Raw genomic sequence first — 19,693 nt, forward strand, 5'->3', positions numbered from 1 at the left:
AACTTCAAAAAAAATTGAAGTTTTTTATTTTTATTGAATTAATACGTATCAAAAATATGTTTCAGAATCGCTTTATCCTCTTCTGTTAAAGTGACTTTTCTTCTTGCCATGGCTCTTTCCGCTACTTCATATACTTTATCCAATTTGAACCTTTCATCATCTTTCAATCCGCCCCATGAAAAGTTTTCTACAAGATTGGGTGGAAAGCCCGGTTTAAAGATATTGGATGCTACCCCTACTACCGTTCCTGTATTCAACTGGGTATTGATTGCTGTTTTGGAATGATCTCCCATAATAAGGCCGGCAAACTGCAATCCTGTATCTTCAAAAGCTTTCGCTCTGTAGTTCCAGAATTTTACGTTTCCATAATTGTTTTTCATGTTCGAAGAATTGGTATCAGCTCCGAAATTACACCATTCTCCAATCACAGAGTTTCCTACAAAACCTTCGTGTCCTTTACTGGAATATCCAAATATAATGATGTTGTTTACCTCACCTCCTACTTTACAATGTGGCCCTACCGTAGTTGCCCCATAGATCTTAGCTCCAAGATTAAATTTGGAATCATCACAAAGCGCTATCGGTCCGCGAAGATGACAGCCTTCCATGATCTCAGTATTTTTACCGATATAAATCTTACCTGTTTTTGTATTGATCGTGGAGAATTCAATATAAGCTCCTTCTTCAATAAACAGATCTTTTTTATCTCCTAAAAATCCATTGGTTGAAGACAATTCCTGTGAAGTTCTTCCTTTCGTCAGCAGATCAAAGTCAAAATTAATTGCGTGATGGTTATAGGTAAACAGATCTTTCGGTCTCTTAAAGAAGATGAGGTCTTCTTTGATATCTGTCATTTTCTCAATCTGGTTCAGAGAAAAGCCTTTCATATTGATTTTAGCGGCGATCAATTCGTCTTCATAAACCAGGGCTTCTCCCTGCTTAAGATCTTTAATCTGTTGAATAACGGTTTCTGTCGGAAGAAAATTCGGAACCAGAAAAAGACTTTCTTTCTCCTCCGGGCTTTTAAATTTCTCCTGAAGGTACATTTCTGTGAAGTAGGTTACCTCAGTGTTTTCCAGGATTTTCTGCCACCTTTCAGAAAATGTAAGAATTCCGCATCGCATAGCGGCAACCGGACGGGTAAAAGTAAGCGGAAGAAAGTCTTCCCAATATTGTGCGTCTGAAAATACTAATTGCATCATTCAGTTTTTTAGTTTAAGGTTTAAAATTCAAGGTTAACAAATTTACAATAAAAAAAGTCTTCCAAAAATTGGAAGACTTTAATATTTTAATTATACAAAAATTACTTAGCGAATTTTTTGTATTTGTTCATGAACTTATCAACTCTACCTGCAGTGTCAACTAGTTTCACTTTACCAGTGTAGAAAGGGTGAGAAGTTGAAGAGATTTCCATTTTGATTAGAGGATACTCTTGTCCTTCGTACTCGATAGTGTCTTTTGTTTCTGCAGTAGACTTGCAAAGAAACACCTCGTCGTTACTCATATCTTTGAAAACAACAAGTCTATAATTTTCTGGGTGGATTCCGTTTTTCATAATACTATTTTTAAAAAATTAAAGTTTGCTTTCGAAATAGTAATGGATATTTCTCTGCTAAATTTTAGGTTGCAAAAATACAACATTTTTTCTAATTTCCAAATAGTGGATTCAATATTTTTTTATTGATAAGAAATTTAAAGTATTTTCGTTAAATTTGGAACTTACTTAAACTTTAATTTCAATGAAATTCAAATTATTACTGGCTTTCTCCTTCTGGATGTTACTTCTGGCTGTATCATGCAATAAAGATGATATTACCTTTGACAGCCCTACACAGCAGTTACGCTTTTCAAGGGATACAGTATTCTGTGATACAGTATATCATCAGGTACGTTCAGAAACCTATGTTGTGAAAGTATATAATGATGAAGACAAGGATATTATGATTCCGAGAGTCAACCTTGAAAAAGGTGCTGCTTCATTATATAGAATCAATGTAGACGGGAAGCCCGGATATGATTTTCAGAATGTTCCTTTAAGAAAAAAGGACAGTCTTTATATTTTTGTTGAAATTGCCCCGGAAGCTACGGGACCGGAAGCTATTGCTGAAGACAAAATTCTTTTCACAGGCCCAACTGGGCAGCAGCATGTAACTTTATTTTCTGTGGTTCAGGACGCCGAGTTTTTTATCCAGACACCCGGAAATCCAAATGTAATTGCCAGTTCTACTACATGGAATAATAATAAAGCAAAGATCATCTATGGAAATCTCACCATCAATCCAAGTGTAACCCTGGATATCAACCCCGGAACCAAGGTATATTTCCATAAAAACAGTGGAATGAAGGTTTCTTCCGGAGCTGTTTTGAACATCAACGGAACCCAGACTGACCAGGTTATCCTTCGTGGCGACAGAAATGATCCCCGTTATGATACGATTCCAAAAAACTGGAACTCTATCAGGTTTGAAGCCAATTCTACACTGAAGATGAACCATGCAAGGCTTTTCGGGGGAACGAGAGGACTTGACATGAGACAGACCAATGCGACGATCACCAATTCATTCATCCACACCTTCTTTGAATATGGAATTTATGCTGTAGGTTCTACAGTAAATGCCAACAACCTGGTGATGAATAACTGTGGCTTATCATGTATCGGAGTCTTCCTTGGCGGAAAACACAGCTATACCCACGCTACTATTGCCAATTATTCTAAAACAATGAGTTCTTTTGACCGGGCTGGGATCTTTGCAGCCAATGAATGGAAGAATGATGCCGGACAGACACAGCAGGGGGCCTTACAACAGCTTGATATCAAAAACAGTATCGTATATTCTGACAGAGATGACGCTATTCATTTTGAACAGACCCCGGGGCAGCAGTTTGAATTCTTACTTCAAAATTCATTAATAAAATATACCAGCGCAACAGGATCAGGCTTCACTTTTGATAACAATCCACGTGTGATCCAAACCACTAAAAATACCGATCCACAGTTTGTCAATTATTTTATGGCAAAAATGAATTTAAGAGTAAAACCCGGCTCGCCAGCTCTTGGAAAAGGAAATACAGCTGTTGCGGCAACGGTACCTTTTGATATTGTGAATGTATCCAGAACAACTAACCCAACTCTCGGAGCTTATCAATAATGGAAATTACCCAGTTACAGCAGCAGGTTGACGAATGGATCAAAACCATCGGTGTAAGATACTTTAATGAGCTGACCAATATGGCGATGCTGACAGAAGAAGTAGGTGAAGTCGCAAGAATTATTGCAAGAAGGTATGGTGAGCAAAGTGAAAAGGAAAGTGACAAAAGCAAAGATCTTGGCGAAGAGCTGGCAGACGTCCTTTTTGTAACATTATGTCTGGCCAATCAAACCGGAGTGAATCTTCAGGATGCTTTTGACAGAAAAATGAAAATCAAAACTGACCGGGATAAAGACCGGCATCAGAATAATGAAAAATTAAAATAATAATAAATGATGGGTTATGAATTACAAATGAATTTTTAACTCATCATTTTTTAAGATAATGTAGATTATAATGAAGCTAGAAAAATCAAAATTAGTAAGCAATAAAACAGTACAGATCAGCGGTTCGAAAAGTATCTCGAATCGTTTACTGATTCTGGAAAGTCTGTTTAGCAATATAAAAATCGGAAATCTGTCCAATTCTCAGGATACGCAACTGCTAAAAAAAGCATTATCCGAGAATACAGAAGTGGTAGACATTCATCACGCAGGAACAGCCATGCGTTTTCTTACTTCTTATTATTCTATCCAGGAAGGAAAGACAACTATCCTTACCGGTTCGGGAAGAATGAAAGAAAGACCCATCAAAAACCTGGTAAACGCCTTGAGGGATCTTGAAGTAGATATTGAATATATGGAAAATGAAGGGTTTCCTCCTTTAAAAATTACCGGAAGAAAGATTACCCAGACTTCCGTGAATGTTCCGTCCAATATTTCCAGCCAGTTTATCACATCTCTGCTTCTTATTGCAGGAAAGCTTGAAAACGGGCTTCAGATTAACCTTGTAGGAGAAGTAACCTCAAGATCCTATATTGAAATGACACTGGATATTCTAACTAAATTTGGTATCCAGAGCAGTTTTGAAGGAAACACCATTAAGGTAAAACCTTTCACTCCCGATAACAATTCCGAGGTGGTCTATTATGAAGTGGAAAGCGACTGGAGTTCGGCATCTTATTTCTATTCTATCTGTGCTTTGGGAAGAGAAACTATTCACCTGAAAAGCTTTTACAAAGAATCAACACAGGGGGATTCTGCAATTGCCAGTATCTACGAGAAATTCTTCGGAATCAAAACTACATTCTCAGAAGATGGGCATCAACTAACGCTGGAACCTCAGCCTGATTTTTCTTTCCCGGAAAAAATTGTCTTGGATATGAATGACTGTCCGGATATTGCTCAGACGCTCTGTGTAACGGCGGCAGCTTTAAAAATTCCTTTTGAAATATCCGGATTGGGAACGTTAAGGGTAAAAGAAACCGACAGACTTCTTGCACTCTATAATGAACTTCAAAAACTGGGTACTGAAACAGAAATTACAGATTTAACTATTCAATCCACCAATTTCAAAGAGCCAGAAGATAACATTTCTATCAAAACGTATCAGGATCACAGAATGGCAATGAGCTTTGCTCCGTTTTGTCTGATTAAAGAACTTACTATTGAAGATGAAGATGTAGTGGAAAAGTCTTATCCCATGTTTTGGAAAGATCTTGAAAGCATACTGACTCATTAATGTCATAAAAATGTGGTAATTTGAAAATGATTTTTTATTTCAGATTACCACATTTTAATTTTATATAATAATGATGAAACCTTTCTTTTCCTTTTTGCTTGTTTTATCGGTTTCGGGTTTATCTGCTCAGAATCTGAAAGTATTTTCAGTTCCGAAAGGATATACCCAAATTGCAGAAGCCAAAGGCGATCTTGACAGAGATGGAAAAGAGGAAACCGTATTGGTATTTGATACGGATATAAAGGTATCATACGAGCAGAACCCGGAAGGTACAATTGACTATAAAAGGGTTTTCTATATTCTGAAAAAGGAAAATAACGGCCTGAAAGTATGGAAAGAAAATTCTGACATCATTTTTTCAAGCGGATTCGGATTTTATCCTTCCAATAATACTCTTACAATCCATATAAAAAATAACTGTCTTATTATTGAACAGCTGTTTTTTACCAATTCAAGGCATACCCAGCAATATCAGCATACCTTCAGATTTCAGAACGGAGATTTTTATCTGATCGGTTTGTACGATCATTTTGAAGACACCTGCGATTTCAGTTTTACGAATGAAATCAATTTTTCTACAGGCCAAGTGATTGTTGACAGAGAATATTCATCCTGTGATGAGGACACCAAAGTACCCGAAAACTCACACAAAGAGTTTACTCATCAATTCCCGGCTCTTATTAAGATGAATGATTTCTTTATCGGAGACCACAAGTTCAGGCTTCCCGGTTTGAAGGAGGATTTTGTATTTTAAGAAGGAAGCATGAAGCAGGAGGCTCGAAGTTATTTTCCGGCAACTACTTCTTGATCAGTATTTCATGGTAAATTTGTTATTTTTAAAATCTTTGTAAGTATGGACAACCTTCTTTCTTCCAGCTTCCAATTTCCTGAATTTATACCAACTTAATTATCTCTTAAAGTTAAATTAACTCCTTGTGCTTTGATATATTCTTATTTTTAAGCTACATTAAAAATAAAAAAACTATGTTCAAACAAAGCATGAAACGTTTTACCAACATTACTCTTGGTGTGGTAACCGCATCTATTTTTTTCTCCTGTTCAAACGACAGTATGTTGGAAAGAGATTCTAATGAAATCAAGACTGCTTCTTTAGCAAAAGCAAGCAACAGAGCTTCATTATTGCCTGTTGCCCTGAATAGCTGGATGTCCGGTCTTCAGGATAATATTTCCATTTCAAAGATCTCCATACCCGGTACTCATGATTCCGGAGCACGTATAGATGCCCCCGTTGTATCTGGTACAGCTAAAACTCAGGACCTCAGCATTGCAGAACAGCTGAATGCCGGTGTACGTTTTCTGGATATCCGCTGCAGACATATTGATAATGCTTTCGCCATTCATCATGGCTCGATTTACCAGAATATGAATTTTGATGACGTATTAAATGCGTGTTATGCATTCCTTCAGAGCAATCCGTCTGAAACGATCATTATGTCTGTAAAAGAAGAATATGACGCGTCCAACACAACCAGAAGTTTTGAAGCAACGTTTGATTCTTATGTTCAGAAAAATCCTTCAAAATGGGATCTTGGAGCCAATATTCCCACACTGGGAGCTGTAAGAGGAAAGATCAAATTATTCAGAAGGTTCTCTTCGGGAACAACCAAAGGAATCAATGCTTCGCCATGGGCAGACAATACAACTTTTGATATCAACAATTCCGGAGTACAACTTAAGGTTCAGGACTATTATAAAGTAACGAACAATGATGATAAATGGAACGGAATTTCCAGTCTTCTTAATGAAGCTAAAACTGATACGAACAGCAAGCTTTTCGTGAATTTCACCAGTGGTTATAAGCCTGGCATTTTCGGTATCCCAAGCATTCCAACAGTATCCAACAATATTAATCCAAGACTTAAAACATTCTTCCAGACCAATACTCAGGGATCATTTGGAATCATGCCGATTGATTTTGTAAATGCTGAACTTTCTCAATTGATCGTTAACACCAATTTCTAAATTATTATTTGTTAGATTTATTCAAAGGCTGTCTTTTTTTGAGGCAGCCTTTTTATTTTAAAATGAATTGAGAGAAAAAGACTGCTTCAGTCCGAAACAGTCTCTCTTTGTAAAGTAAAAAAATGTAAATCAAAAACTATTTCTGAATTCCGTAAGCTGCCAGTATTTTATTGAAGATCTCTGTATTTTCAAACAGTCCTGTGAACTCTTTTGAATTAGGTCCGTACGCAAAAACACTTGATGGAATGGAAGTATGGTCATTTGTACTGAAGTTTCCGAATACCCAGCCATCTTTGAGACTTCCGTCCAGAAGCGTTAAACCACCTGTTTCGTGATCTCCTACAACAATGACTAATGTCTCTTTATTTTCGTCAGCAAACTTCATAGCTTTTCCTACCACATGATCGAAGTCCAGTAATTCTGTGACCAGCTGCTCTATATTGTTGCTATGTCCTCCGCCATCTGTCTGCGAAGCTTCAATCATCATAAAGAAGCCTTCCTTACTGTTTTTTAAATCATTTAAAGTAAGATCAAATGCATCAGCCAGCCAGTTTCCCCTTCCGTTGCTGATTCTTTGTGAGGCCAGAGGATCAATCACAAGGGTGCGGTTATTGATTTTATTGACTGATTTCAAATCCTGATAGAGATCGATTTTGGCATCTTTGAATTTCTGTATATTTTCCTGAGACAATCCACTTGTAGGACCACCGATCAATATTTTCGTTTTTGAAGCTGCAAAATCTTTCAGAATAGGCTCCGAACTGTTTCTGTTATCTGAATGAGCATAAAAATCTGCAGGAGTGGCATCTGTAACATCCCCTGTGGAAATCAATCCGGAAACCAACCCTTTTTCGGCAATTATATCAGGGATTTGTGCCAATGCTTTCCCCATATTATCCACCCCCACAAAAGTATTTTTGGTTTTCACACCTGTGGCAAATGCTGTAGAACCTGGTGCTGAATCTGTAATATACGCATTGGATGAATTGGTTTTGGAAAGGCCTGTGGATTTCATGTTGAAAACATTCAGCTTTCCTTTATTCGCGGTAAAGGCAGCATAATATTGAGGTAAAGAAGTTCCGTCAGGTATAAGAAGGATCACATTCTTTACCTTTTTCTCCACTCCGTCTGTTTTATAGGTAGGGGTATAAGTGCTGTACTCTTTTGTATTTTTATAAAAGTTTTTCGGGATAGCATTCATAAATTTTTTAAGGTCCGGAATATGATCGGTATTGATATAATCCACTCCTAAATCCATCAGATTTACCCATGCATTCGGGAAATCCGGAGCTCCATAAAAACGAACAGGTTTCTGCTGGGAATGTGCCCTTTCAACTGCACTTTTGATTTTCTGGGTTTCTTCATCCCTTGGAATTCCTTTCCCGTTCCATTTTACCAACCCTGGAAGATCCGCACTGAACATTCCGACCCTTTTCAGCTGATCTGCAGAATAATCTTTACCAAGATCTCCGTCGAAATAAAGATAACCCGGATAGTTTTTAAAATCTCCTGGCTGGGGACGTCCTCCGGTAACCACAATTTTAATTCCTGAATTTCCGGTGATCTCAGGATACTTTTTTAATGTATTGACCAAAGCTGCCAGTGATGTTTTATAATCCTGTTTAATATCGATCAGCAACTGAAGTTTTTTACCGGCATCAGGATAAATATTTCCCCTGTTCAGCTTAATCTGTTTTGAAATATTATCGAGATAAAGACTTTCCAATGTCCTGTCTGCAGAAAGTTCCTTTTCCGTATGAGCCACCCAAAGTTTGCCTTCTACCAGAAAAACATCTGCCTCAATAGAACCAAAATTGGCATAATAAGCCTGCCAAAATGGGATTTCCTGCATATAATCATTATGCGAATGTGCATTCCCGACATTATAATTTAAATAATTCTGTGCCTGATTTTCGGAAAAAACAGCCAGTGCCAGAACGGCTACAATTTTTGATAATTTCATTTGTAGATCTTTTGTTTTATAGGTCGAATGGAACAACCTATTTTTGAAAAAACTCTATCATCACAGAATGTTCTGTAATGATAGAGTGTCTTATATATAAAGATTAAATTTTACCAGCCCTCATTTTGTTTAATGATCCCGTGACTGTTTACGATTTCAGCCTGTGGAACTGCCCAAACATTGTGTACTGCCGGATTAAAGTTTCTTGCTGCCCAGACCACCTGTCCGTTGATACCATGCAGAGGTTTCGCGTAAGCTGTCTGAGCATCTCCCCAACGCACAAGGTCTCTGTGTCTGTCTGCCCATTCACCCGCTAGTTCGCAACGTCTTTCATGCTTCAGATCTGCCATTGTGCATCCGTTTTTCGGGGATAGACCTGCACGTACTCTGATCATATTGATTTCCTGATCTGCAGATTTTCCCTGCATCAGTAAAGCTTCTGCTTTGATCAGAATGACCTCAGCATAACGCATGATCGGAACGGCAAGATCTGTACATGGATAATCTCCGTTGGCACTCACATGCCCACTATTCAGCTGATATTTGAAGGCATCCATATATTTATTGAACTGGTATCCGGTAAGAGAATTTGTAGAAGCGTATATTCTTTCTTTTCCGTTGAAGGTAAATTTGTCTCCAATTTTCAGAATAGTAGCACTTCTTCTAAGATCTCCGGTTTCGTATTCATCATACAGCTCTTTCGTCGGCTGGAAATATCCCCATCCATTATATTCTCCCCACCCTTTATTTTCAAGCATTACCCCTGGCAGAATACTACCCCAGGCTGTAAACTTAGGTGTTCCGGGGATTGACCAGATATACTCTGAACTGTAGTTATTTTCAGCTTTGAAAACATCAGCAAAATTCCCTAATAGGGTCCTATTTCCTTTCGTCATTACTTCATTTGCCCAGAATTCTGCGTTATTCCAGTCTTTCATATACAGATATACTTTTGCCAAAAGGGCCCATGCTGCAGCTTTATGAGGTCTTCCATAATCTTTTGCAGGAAGTTCTGCCTGGGTAGGTAATAATTCTGCTGCTCTTTTCAGGTCATTCACAATGTATGTGTAGTTTTCCATTACGTTAGCTGCTCTTGGAATTGGGTTAGGATCCGGATCTTTTGAACGGTCGATGATCGGAACTCCTGCTTTTTCATTTCCGTAAGAATAGGCCAACTCAAAATACATTCTGCTGCTCATAAAAAGAGCTTCCCCAAGGTATTTGTTTTTGGTAGCCTGTGAAGTCTGGATATTGTCAACATTACGGATCACACGGTTGGCCACTCCGATCACATTGTATCTTTTGTTCCACTGGGTTTCAAGGTCTCCTGCTGCGATGTAATTGCTGCTGAAATTTTTGGCATTATCTGCCTCACTTTTTGCCCTTCCTGTTACCATATCATCACTGGCATTGATAAACCAGAACAAACCTCTTCCGTAGAATTCTCCGTCAAACAAAGGCTTATACATGGCATTTGCCCCGGTAATAAGGTCGTTTTCCGTTTTCCAGAAGCTGGCTTCAGTAGGTGTTCCTTCCGGCTGAACATCCAGCTCTCCTGTACAGGATAAAAGCATTGCGGATATTCCTGATATTAAAAATATTTTATTGAAAAGTTTCATTTTCTTACTTTTTGTTAGTTAAAAATTATAGTCCGATCTCAACTCCAAAGATGAATGAACGTGCCTGAGGATATCTTCCGGTATCTACTCCGTAAGAGTTCATCCCTACTTCAGGATCAAATCCTGTATATTTCGTTATCGTAAACAGGTTGTTGGTGGTTATATACACTCTCACTTTGTTTACATCCAGTTTATTGTACAATTCTTTTGGTAATGAATACCCGATGGTAAGGTTCTTCAGCCTTAGATACGATCCGTCTTCCACATAGAAATCTGATACTTTTGAGTAATTTCCACTTGGATCTCCATGTACCAGTCTTGGAATATCGGTATTGGTGTTCTGAGGAGTCCATGCATTCAGGATATCTCTGTCCATGTTGTAATTCTGTCCTGTACCGCCCGGATTCAAAGAAATAAACTTCATCCCGTTGAATATTTTATTTCCGTATACTCCCTGGAAGAATAAGTTCAGGTCAAAGTTCTTCCATGTCATGTTATAAGAAAATCCGTAAGAGAACTTAGGATACGGACTACCAAGATTGACAAAATCGTTATTATTAAGCACCCCTGTATTTCCTTCCTTCTTCAGGAATTTGATATCTCCGGGTTTTGCATTCGGCTGGATAAGATTTCCGTTGGCATCTTTGTAATTATTGATTTCTTCCTGAGTCTGGAAAATTCCTCCGGTCTTATAACCATAGAAGGAATACAGAGGATCACCTACTTTCACCCGGGTTGGTTTCAATACGCCTCTTACCCCATTGTCATTGATAAAGATCTCATCCACATTGGCAAGCTGCTTCACCGTATTTTTTAGTTGACTCATCGTAGCTCCTATTGAGAACGTGAAATCACCCGAAATTATCTTATTGTAATTGATTCCCAGTTCATACCCTTTATCCTGGAATAATCCGGCATTTACATACTGATTATTGTACGTTGCTGTACTTGGTAAGCTTACGTTGAAGATCTGATCTTTGGAGTTTTTCACGAAGTAATCAAACTGTAAGGAAAGGCTGTTGTGAAGAAATGAGGCATCTACCCCGAAGTTGGTCTGCTCAGATTTACCCCATTTCAGATCTGGATTCGGACGTGTCGTAGCGTAATAAGCAATATTCTGAGAAGGATCCTGTCCGAAAATAACATTGTTATCCCTCGTCATCAAAGGATTCACAGCCTGAGGTGAAATTCCTCCAAGATTACCCAGAATACCGTAGCTTCCTCTTAATTTAAGACTTGAAAGCCATGAAATATTCTGCATAAAGTTTTCTTTCGAAACTACCCAGGCACCGGAAACAGCATAATAATTAGCAAATCTGTTTTGTTTGGCTACCAATGAAGAACCATCACGTCTGCCCAATACACTTACGATATACTTTCCGGCATAGTCATAGTTTACCCTTGCCAGGTAAGAAACCAAAGACTGTTTGAACCGGTAACTGAAAACATCTTTATTGGTGTCTGCTGCATTCTGAAGATGTTGGAAAACCTCAGCTTCACTTCTGAAATCATAGGATTTTGCCACAAAACCATCATCAATTGTTTTCTGGAAAGTAAAACCGCCAAGGAAGTCAAAATTATGTTGTCCTAAAGCTATTTTATAAGTCAGCAACTGCTCTGCAAGCGCTGTAGAAGAATTATTGGATTGGTATTCCAGATTATTGGTGTCAAAAATTTTCCCGACTTCCAGAACTCTGTACGTGAAGTTCTTTACATCTCCCAGTTTAAAAGTCTGTGAGAAGTTAGAACGGAATTTTAAATCTTTTGCCAGTGTAATTTCAGCATAAGGGTTGATTAAAATTTCGTGGGTAGGATTTCTGATACTGATTCTTTTAAGATAAGCAACAGGATTGATCATATCTCCGTAACCACCTGCCACATCAATAGGCAATCCTGAGAAAGCACCGCTGGGTGTATATACCGGAACATTGGGCGGATAATACATGGCAGCTACCAAAGCTCCGGTATAACCACTCTTAGTATCTGCTGTGTTCCCGTCAGAGTAATTATAATACATGTTTTCTCCGATCGTCAGCCAGTCTTTTACTTTATGTTCAGAATTGACTCTGAAGTTGTATCGTTTTGCCTGAGTATTCAGTAAAATTCCTTCCAGGCTTCTGTGGTTCATGCCCACAAAATACCTGGATTTTTCACTTCCTCCACTCAGATTTACATTGTATTCCTGAATGGTTCCTGTTCTGAAAATTTCTTTCATCCAGTCTGTTCTGGTAACTCTTCCGTCAGGATATTGACTGGGATTAAAAGCCATCGGTAAGCTTCCCAGTTTTCCGGCATTTTCATAGGCTTTGTACATGACATCCTGAAATTCTGCTGCATTCAGGGATTCTTTCAGCCTCCACGCCTGGTTTACGCCATATTTAACATCAAAATCTAAGGTAAGATTTCCTTTTTTCCCTTTTTTTGTGGTAATAAGGATAACTCCTCCGGAAGATCTGGCTCCGTAAATGGCTGCAGAAGCATCTTTCAGTACAGAGATATCCTGAATATCGTTTGGATTGATAGAAGGTGTTCCGTTAAAGACCACTCCATCCACTACATACAGAGGAGTTTCTCCGTTGATACCTCCCAGACCACGGATATTAACCTTAGGGGCTCCGTTGGGATCTCCACCTTCATTCACTACCGTTACCCCCGGAGCTTTACCCTGAAGAACTTCTCCTACTCCAGACAAAGATCTGGAAGTAAGCTTATCCAGTGAAGCTTCTGAAACAGCCCCGGAAACTTTACTTTTTTTCTGTGTTCCGTATCCAACCACGACAATCTCGTCGATGGATTTTTCTTTTAAGCTGTCTTTTTTCTGAGCGAGGAACATCGGTGAAGCTGATATTGCACCAATAAGTAATACCCTTCCCGTTAAATAAGTTACGGATACAGGGATTTTAAATACATTCATGATCTCCTTTTTGATTAGGTGCAAAATTAGAACAGCCAGCTCCGTGGTATCATTAAGATTTTCTTACGTTTTTATTAAGAAATTTTAGGCTTTTTTAAATCGCACCTACCACACAAAACAAATAAACATTTGTATTTCAATAACATAAGTATTTAAAAGTAATTATTCTCCAAACATTCTCTGCATGATTCAGATTAACTTTATTTTAAATTTATCATCCGTTAATGATAACGGATGAAGAAATCATTAATTTATTTCACGAATAATAAGTGAGCGAGTTCATTTTTCTTTTTTTACATTTGCTGAAAATAGATTTTACTTTTTGAACACAGACCTTTAAAAACGTCTCACTGGCATCATAAAAAAAATAAAAACAATAAAATCATAAGAATTCAATGACCATCATTATAACAGGAACCTCATCAGGAATCGGGTTTGCATTGGCCGAATATTTTGGTAAAAAGGGGCATAAAGTATACGGACTAAGCCGAAAACATACAGAAAGTCGGTATTTCAGATCAATTCCAACAGATGTGACGGATAACACTGCTGTTCAGAATGCTGTTGCTGAGGTTTTAAAAACAGAAAGCAAAATTGATGTTCTGATCAACAATGCCGGAATGGGAATGGTAGGTGCAGTGGAAGATTCTACGAAAGAGGATATTCTGAAACTTTTCAGCCTGAATCTTGCCGGACCTGTACAGATGATGAGTGCCGTTCTTCCGAATATGCGTGAACATAGATTTGGAAAAATTATCAATGTTTCCAGTATCGGAAGTGAAATGGGACTGCCTTTCCGAGGGTTTTATTCGGCATCAAAATCTGCTCTGGATAAAGTAACCGAAGCAATGAGGTATGAAGTTTACCCGTGGAATATTGACGTTTGTTCATTGCATCTTGGGGATATCAAAACCAATATAGCAGACAACCGAGTGATTGCACAGGTTTCTGAACCTTATAAAAATGTTTTTGATAAAGTATATGCTTTAATGAATTCCCATGTGAATGACGGAACAGAGCCTTTGGAAGTAGCAGAATATATTGAAAAGCTTTTAGCAAAAGATAAATGGAAAGCGCATTATTATTTTGGTAAATTCGGGCAGAAAATCGGGGTTCCTCTGAAATGGATTCTTCCGCAGGGAACTTATGAGAATTTGATGAAGAAATATAATAAACTGGATTAGTTTCAGTTGTATAGAAAGCATTTAATAATATAATTTTTTTAAACCATTAAGAAGAGGTAAGTTGTAAGGAATGATTAAGACAAGCTTCGCTTTAAGTTTTATCTTAAATCAAAAATAATTACGCTTAATTTCGTCGCTTGCTTATGGCGTAGATATATTTGGGATTGAAACTGTTTCTGAAAATATTTTTTATACTGTTCTGCGTTTTTACACAAGCGCAGAAAAAGCAATATTGGCTTATTGATACAGAAACCAAGATCAGAAAAAAAGTAAAGGATTCTACTTCAGCGGTAAAATTTCTGGATTCATTAGCTCAGAATAACTATTTCTTCACCAAACTGAAAGATGTAAAAGTAAAGGGAGACAGCACCGAAATTTTTTATGATAAAGGCAAAAATTTTAATGAAACCTATGTAAACCTTACGGATTCTCTGGTTCAGAAATTGAAAATCCAGAAAGATTTTTTCACTAAAAATTTAGATTCCACTAAGAAAAGCATTAACAAGACTTATATTGATGAAGGCTATTCTTTCAGCAGAATCAAATCTAAATACAAAGGGCAGAAAAACGGCTATCCGATTGTAGAACTTGACATCAACAAAAATGATAAAAGAACGATCAACGGATTTGTGGTAAAAGGATACGAAAAAGTACCCAAAAGATTTATCAAAAACCTTGAAAAGGAATTCAAAGGTAAAAACTATGATGACAAGAATCTTCTGGCCATTAATAAAACCTTCCAGAGCCATCCTTTTTTAACCCTCGAAAGACAGCCGCAGACTTTATTCACAAAAGATTCCACAAGCATTTTCCTGTTTCTGGAAAAGAAAAAGACCAATACTTTTGACGGGGTAATCGGTTTTGGAAATGACAAAACTTCCAAGTTTACTTTAAACGGAACGATGAATGTGAATTTCAGGAATATGTTCAACGGTTTTGAGACCGTCAATTTATACTGGCAGCGAAATCCGGATAAAGGACAGACTTTTGATCTTCAGGTGGATATTCCATACCTGTTCAAATCCAATGTCGGGATGAATGCCAAAGTGAATATCTATAGACAGGATTCTACATTTGCGAATGTAAAGTTCCTTCCTGCTTTCTATTATCACATCAACAACCGAAACAAAATAGGGTTAAGAGGAACTCTTGAAAGCTCTACCATCATCGACTCCCTATATGTTCAGGGGAAAGACTATAATAAAAAAGGAATCGGGGTATGGTTTGAAATGACAGAACCTACTGATATTGATCTTTTTCTTTATAAGACAAGAATCAATGCAGGATATGACTTCTTAACAACCACCTATACAAAAGGGAATACCAAAGCGAATCAAAACCAGTTTTATTTCTTTGGGGAGCACAATTATCATATTTCCGGAAATCATTTCCTGAATATCAAGGGAGAAGGCGCCATGATGGATTCAAAAATAGAGTTTTCCACCAACGAATTATACCGTTTTGGTGGCTGGAATTCTATGCGGGGATTCAATGAAAACTCGCTTGCTGCCGACTTCTACTATTATGGCAGTCTGGAATACCGTTATCTGATCGGTAATCAGGCCTTCTTCGATGTCTTCGGACAGTATGGACAGCTCAATAATAAATCGTTAAATGTAAGACCCAAACTTTACAGTGTCGGGCTTGGTTTCAATTTCTTTATCCCCATCGGTCTGATGAGTTTCCAGCTGTCTAACGGTAATGAGTTTGGAAATCCTTTTAAGTTTAATGATACCAAAATTCACTGGGGAATCCTGAGCAGGTTTTAGAAATAGAAAGGAAGAAGGAAGATCAGGGCTGGAAGTTATTAAGTTCCTGTTTTTACTATCCTGCTATTTCTATAGAAAGATTTTCTTCAAAAATTTATTACTGAGGGCTTCAAGAAGTTAAAACCACCACAATAACGTCCTGTTTCCCTCTCCTAGCTTCCTTACCTTATAATAAGTAATAATATATAATAAAGCAAAATCCCTTATATAAAGGACATTTTCAGTTTTACCTTTCTATTAATTCTTCCTGTTAAAAAATATTAAATCGTATTTTTATTTTAATACCTCATTAAAATACAGGTAACAGTGCACTGCTAAATTTGTCTTCAAAAAAATGAAGAAAACTCTAGCCACTTTTGCCGTTTTTTTACTTCCTCTTTATTTTTCTGCCCAGGAAATCAATATTACCGGAAATGTAAAATCAGAAAACGGTTCCAGTGTTTCCGGGGTGAATATCACCGACAAAAATACAGGCAAGACAGCAACTACTGATGAAAACGGTAATTTCACCATTTCTGCAAACCCCAAAGATATTCTTGAATTTTTTGCTCCTGATTTTTCTGTTTATACCGTTGAGGTTTCTTCCAGAAGACAATATTCTGTTGTTTTAAAAAAGTCAAACGAAAAGCAGATTGAAGGGGTGGTTATCACCGCTTTGGGTATTGCCAAGAAAAAAGAAAAGATTGGCTATTCTACCCAGGAAGTGGGAACGAAACAGTTTGAAACGATCACCACACCAAGTATCGGGAATTTATTCTCCGGACAGGTAGCTGGCCTTAATGTTTCTAATCCAACGGGAATGCAGCAGGCTCCGCAATTTACACTGAGAGGAAACTCAAATCTTGTTTTTGTTATTGATGGTGTCATTGTGGAAAAAGAAGTTTTTCAGAATTTAGACCCTAACAATATTGAAAATATCAACGTTCTGAAAGGTGCTACAGCATCTGCTTTATATGGATCAAGAGGCCGCTACGGAGCCATTTTGATCACTACGAAAAATGCTAAGAAAAAAGGATTCTCTGTAGAATTTTCTCAAAATACCATGATTACGGCAGGGTTTACCAATCTCCCGAAAACCCAGACCGAATATGGGAACGGTTCTCATGGGAAATATGAATTCTGGGATGGTGCCGATGGCGGAGTCAATGACGGAGATATGATATGGGGGCCAAAATTTGTTCCCGGTTTACAGATTGCCCAGTGGAACAGTCCGATCAGAGATAAAATAACAGGACAGGTAGTTCCGTGGTATGGGGCTGTAACGGGAACTCAGTATGATGATAAATCGAGATATGAAAGAGTTCCAATCGACTGGAAATACCATGATAACTTAAGTACTTTCCTAAAACCGGCGGTAATCAATAACAATAATTTTGCGATCAGCTATAGAAATAACAAAGATGTTTACAGATTCTCCGGGAATTTCATGAATTATGACGACAGGGTTCCGAACTCCTATCTTCAGAAATACGGAATCAACTTTTCTTCTGAAAACCATCTCGGAAATAAATTGATATTCGATACAAAATTTAATTTTAACCAGGCTTTTACTCCTAATATTCCCAACTATGATTACAACCCAAGCGGTCACATGTACACTATCCTGATCTGGATGGGAGGTGATGTAGACGGCAAAGCACTTAAAAATCATATGTGGATTCCTGGAAAAGAAGGAAGGGCGCAAGCCAACTGGAACTACGCATGGTACAATAATCCATGGTTTGGAGCTGAATATTATAAGAATCAGAACAGAACGAATATCATCAATGCACAGACAGGTTTAGAGTATAAGGCGACACAGGATCTTTCGGTAAAAGGAAAAATTTCCCTGGTGGAAAATCACAGCAAAACGGAAGTATTGAGCCCTTACTCTTATTTCAACTACAGCGCGCCAAGAAGTGGTGGCTACATTCTGAAAGATAATAAAACATGGAACCTGAACTACGATGTCCTTGCAACGTACAAGAAAAAAATATCTGAAAACTTTGATTTTACAATCAATGCAGGAGGTTCAGCTTTTTATTATAAAAACAATAACAATGAAAGATCTACAGACGGATTGAAAATTCCTGAAGTATACACTTTTGAGAACTCTATCGGAGCCCTTAAGAATTATACCTACCTGAAGGAAAAGCTGATTTACAGTGCCTATTCTACCATTGATATCGGATTATACAATGCTTTCTTCATCAATATTTCAGGGCGTAATGACTGGTCTTCTACCCTCCCTAAAGCCAACAGGTCTTACTTTTACCCTTCTGCATCCATCAGCGCCGTAATTTCAAACCTGGTAAAAATGCCGGAGTCTATCAATATGCTCAAGCTTTCCGCTTCCTGGGCAAAAGTAGCGTATGACTTCCAGCCTTATTCCATCAGAAATTATTATCTGAATAATCAGGGAATCACTTTTAACGGCAACCCTACTTATTACTATCCTACGACCCTGAACGTAGAAAATTCTTTAAAACCGGAGCAGACAAAGTCCTATGAATTAGGTTTAAGCGCCGGCTTCCTGAATAACAGAATTACTTTAGACGCCACTTATTTCAGAACATTAGATTATAATAATATCCTTCAGTTCCCTGCCGCAGAATCATCCGGTTTCACCTCACAATATGTAAACGGGAATGAGTATACCACAAAAGGGTTTGAAATCACTCTTGGTTTGGTTCCGGTAAAAACGGCTGATTTTAGTTGGAAAACTCTGATCAACTGGAGTACTTATGAGCAAAAGCTGACCTCTATCTACGACAATATGCCGAATTATAAAAACATTAAGCTAGGCGAAAGAATGGACAGCTACTATGATTACACCTGGCAAAAATCTCCGGACGGAAAAGTCATTCTTGATGCCAATACAGGAATGCCAACAAGAGCTAATGCTCCAACTAACTTAGGACATTTCAATCCCGACTGGACTTTCGGCTTCAACAATACATTTAAATATAAAAAATTTACTCTAAATATCGGAATCGATGGCAGTATCGGCGGGGTCATGAGATCGCAGGTTGTTGAAAAGATGTGGTGGGGAGGAAAACATCCTAACTCTATAGCATACAGAGATCTTGAATATGCCAATCCGGGAACATACTATTTCGTACCAGATGGGGTAAATTACAACCCTGCTACAGGTGTTTATACTCCACACACCAAGGCAATCAGCTTCCAGGACTGGGCACAGAACTATCCTTATCAGGCAAGGGTAACACAGGATGAAAGTGAAGAATTTGCCAATGTTTTCGACAGAACTTTCGTCAAACTGAGATCTGTTGTATTGGAATATGATTTTTCTTCTTTACTCAACCCAAGGGGTATGGTAAAAGGTTTCACCGCCAATATTTCGGCTTATAATCTGGCAATGTGGAAAAAATCCAAGAACCTTTATTCTGATCCTGACTTCCAGGCCAAAACAGAAAATGATATTCAGGATCCATCCAGCAGATGGTTCGGAATCGGTTTTAATCTTAAGTTTTAACTAATAAGTACATCAAA

Annotated in this window: 13 protein-coding genes; 8 read left to right on the top strand and 5 right to left on the bottom strand. The window is 37.9% G+C overall.

Going from position 1 to position 19,693, the window contains the following annotated elements:
* Window positions 1–38: 38 nt before the first annotated feature.
* Both CRS_RS18935 and CRS_RS18940 read right to left on the bottom strand, forming a co-directional pair.
* Window positions 39–1,199 carry a putative sugar nucleotidyl transferase gene (locus tag CRS_RS18935; protein ID WP_142725544.1) on the bottom strand — a complete coding sequence of 387 codons (1,161 nt, stop codon included), beginning with the start codon at window positions 1,197–1,199 and terminating at the stop codon, window positions 39–41.
* Window positions 1,200–1,303: 104 nt separating this feature from the next.
* Complete coding sequence (locus CRS_RS18940) at window positions 1,304–1,555, bottom strand: type B 50S ribosomal protein L31 (protein WP_002976190.1); 252 nt, start codon at window positions 1,553–1,555, stop codon at window positions 1,304–1,306.
* Window positions 1,556–1,739: 184 nt separating this feature from the next.
* Here CRS_RS18940 and CRS_RS18945 point away from each other — a divergent pair, with 184 nt between their 5' ends.
* The 5 genes from CRS_RS18945 (at window position 1,740) to CRS_RS18965 (ending at window position 6,752) form a co-directional block, all read left to right on the top strand.
* Window positions 1,740–3,149 (top strand): hypothetical protein, encoded by a 1,410-nt coding sequence (locus CRS_RS18945; protein WP_142725524.1) that lies wholly within the window; start codon window positions 1,740–1,742, stop codon window positions 3,147–3,149.
* On the top strand, window positions 3,149–3,475 hold the full coding sequence (locus CRS_RS18950) for a nucleotide pyrophosphohydrolase (protein WP_065395382.1): 327 nt from the start codon (window positions 3,149–3,151) through the stop codon (window positions 3,473–3,475). The genes CRS_RS18945 and CRS_RS18950 overlap by 1 nt, the downstream gene beginning before the upstream one ends.
* A gap of 70 nt (window positions 3,476–3,545) precedes the next feature.
* Window positions 3,546–4,769 carry a 3-phosphoshikimate 1-carboxyvinyltransferase gene (locus tag CRS_RS18955; RefSeq protein WP_142725525.1) on the top strand — a complete coding sequence of 408 codons (1,224 nt, stop codon included), beginning with the start codon at window positions 3,546–3,548 and terminating at the stop codon, window positions 4,767–4,769.
* Window positions 4,770–4,839: 70 nt separating this feature from the next.
* Window positions 4,840–5,523 (top strand): hypothetical protein, encoded by a 684-nt coding sequence (locus tag CRS_RS18960; protein WP_142725526.1) that lies wholly within the window; start codon window positions 4,840–4,842, stop codon window positions 5,521–5,523.
* A 230-nt stretch (window positions 5,524–5,753) separates the two neighbouring features.
* The gene (locus CRS_RS18965) at window positions 5,754–6,752 is read left to right on the top strand and encodes a phosphatidylinositol-specific phospholipase C (protein ID WP_228451296.1); all 999 of its coding nucleotides are present in this window, start codon (window positions 5,754–5,756) and stop codon (window positions 6,750–6,752) included.
* 136 nt (window positions 6,753–6,888) lie between these two features.
* Here the strand turns inward: CRS_RS18965 and CRS_RS18970 are convergent, their stop codons facing one another.
* From CRS_RS18970 to CRS_RS18980, 3 genes are all read right to left on the bottom strand, one after another.
* Window positions 6,889–8,715, bottom strand: a complete 1,827-nt coding sequence (locus CRS_RS18970; RefSeq protein ID WP_142725527.1) for an alkaline phosphatase — start codon at window positions 8,713–8,715, stop codon at window positions 6,889–6,891.
* Window positions 8,716–8,825: 110 nt separating this feature from the next.
* Entirely contained in the window at window positions 8,826–10,334 is a 1,509-nt protein-coding gene (locus CRS_RS18975; RefSeq protein ID WP_142725528.1) for a RagB/SusD family nutrient uptake outer membrane protein, read from the bottom strand.
* Between the two features lie 25 nt (window positions 10,335–10,359).
* Entirely contained in the window at window positions 10,360–13,248 is a 2,889-nt protein-coding gene (locus CRS_RS18980; RefSeq protein WP_142725529.1) for a TonB-dependent receptor, read from the bottom strand.
* Window positions 13,249–13,643: 395 nt separating this feature from the next.
* On the opposite strand from CRS_RS18980, the gene CRS_RS18985 reads away from it, so the two are divergent.
* From CRS_RS18985 to CRS_RS18995, 3 genes are all read left to right on the top strand, one after another.
* Window positions 13,644–14,432, top strand: coding sequence for an SDR family oxidoreductase (locus tag CRS_RS18985; RefSeq protein WP_142725530.1), 789 nt, complete (start codon window positions 13,644–13,646; stop codon window positions 14,430–14,432).
* Between the two features lie 164 nt (window positions 14,433–14,596).
* Entirely contained in the window at window positions 14,597–16,201 is a 1,605-nt protein-coding gene (locus CRS_RS18990; RefSeq protein ID WP_373995768.1) for an autotransporter assembly complex family protein, read from the top strand.
* Window positions 16,202–16,535: 334 nt separating this feature from the next.
* Window positions 16,536–19,676 (top strand): SusC/RagA family TonB-linked outer membrane protein, encoded by a 3,141-nt coding sequence (locus CRS_RS18995; RefSeq protein WP_142725532.1) that lies wholly within the window; start codon window positions 16,536–16,538, stop codon window positions 19,674–19,676.
* Window positions 19,677–19,693 lie beyond the last annotated feature (17 nt).

The sequence above is a fragment of the Chryseobacterium sp. ON_d1 genome (genome assembly GCF_006829085.1).
Taxonomy (GTDB): Bacteria; Bacteroidota; Bacteroidia; order Flavobacteriales; family Weeksellaceae; genus Chryseobacterium.

Excerpts from the sequence above, each read along its gene's own strand:
- CRS_RS18950 (WP_065395382.1), top strand. The coding sequence starts at position 3,149 with ATGGAAATTACCCAGTTACAGCAGCAGGTTGACGAATGGATCAAAACC.
- CRS_RS18945 (WP_142725524.1), top strand. The coding sequence starts at position 1,740 with ATGAAATTCAAATTATTACTGGCTTTCTCCTTCTGGATGTTACTTCTG.
- CRS_RS18940 (WP_002976190.1), bottom strand. The coding sequence starts at position 1,555 with ATGAAAAACGGAATCCACCCAGAAAATTATAGACTTGTTGTTTTCAAA.
- CRS_RS18985 (WP_142725530.1), top strand. The coding sequence starts at position 13,644 with ATGACCATCATTATAACAGGAACCTCATCAGGAATCGGGTTTGCATTG.
- CRS_RS18935 (WP_142725544.1), bottom strand. The coding sequence starts at position 1,199 with ATGCAATTAGTATTTTCAGACGCACAATATTGGGAAGACTTTCTTCCG.
- CRS_RS18970 (WP_142725527.1), bottom strand. The coding sequence starts at position 8,715 with ATGAAATTATCAAAAATTGTAGCCGTTCTGGCACTGGCTGTTTTTTCC.
- CRS_RS18965 (WP_228451296.1), top strand. The coding sequence starts at position 5,754 with ATGTTCAAACAAAGCATGAAACGTTTTACCAACATTACTCTTGGTGTG.
- CRS_RS18980 (WP_142725529.1), bottom strand. The coding sequence starts at position 13,248 with ATGAATGTATTTAAAATCCCTGTATCCGTAACTTATTTAACGGGAAGG.
- CRS_RS18975 (WP_142725528.1), bottom strand. The coding sequence starts at position 10,334 with ATGAAACTTTTCAATAAAATATTTTTAATATCAGGAATATCCGCAATG.
- CRS_RS18955 (WP_142725525.1), top strand. The coding sequence starts at position 3,546 with ATGAAGCTAGAAAAATCAAAATTAGTAAGCAATAAAACAGTACAGATC.
- CRS_RS18960 (WP_142725526.1), top strand. The coding sequence starts at position 4,840 with ATGATGAAACCTTTCTTTTCCTTTTTGCTTGTTTTATCGGTTTCGGGT.
- CRS_RS18995 (WP_142725532.1), top strand. The coding sequence starts at position 16,536 with ATGAAGAAAACTCTAGCCACTTTTGCCGTTTTTTTACTTCCTCTTTAT.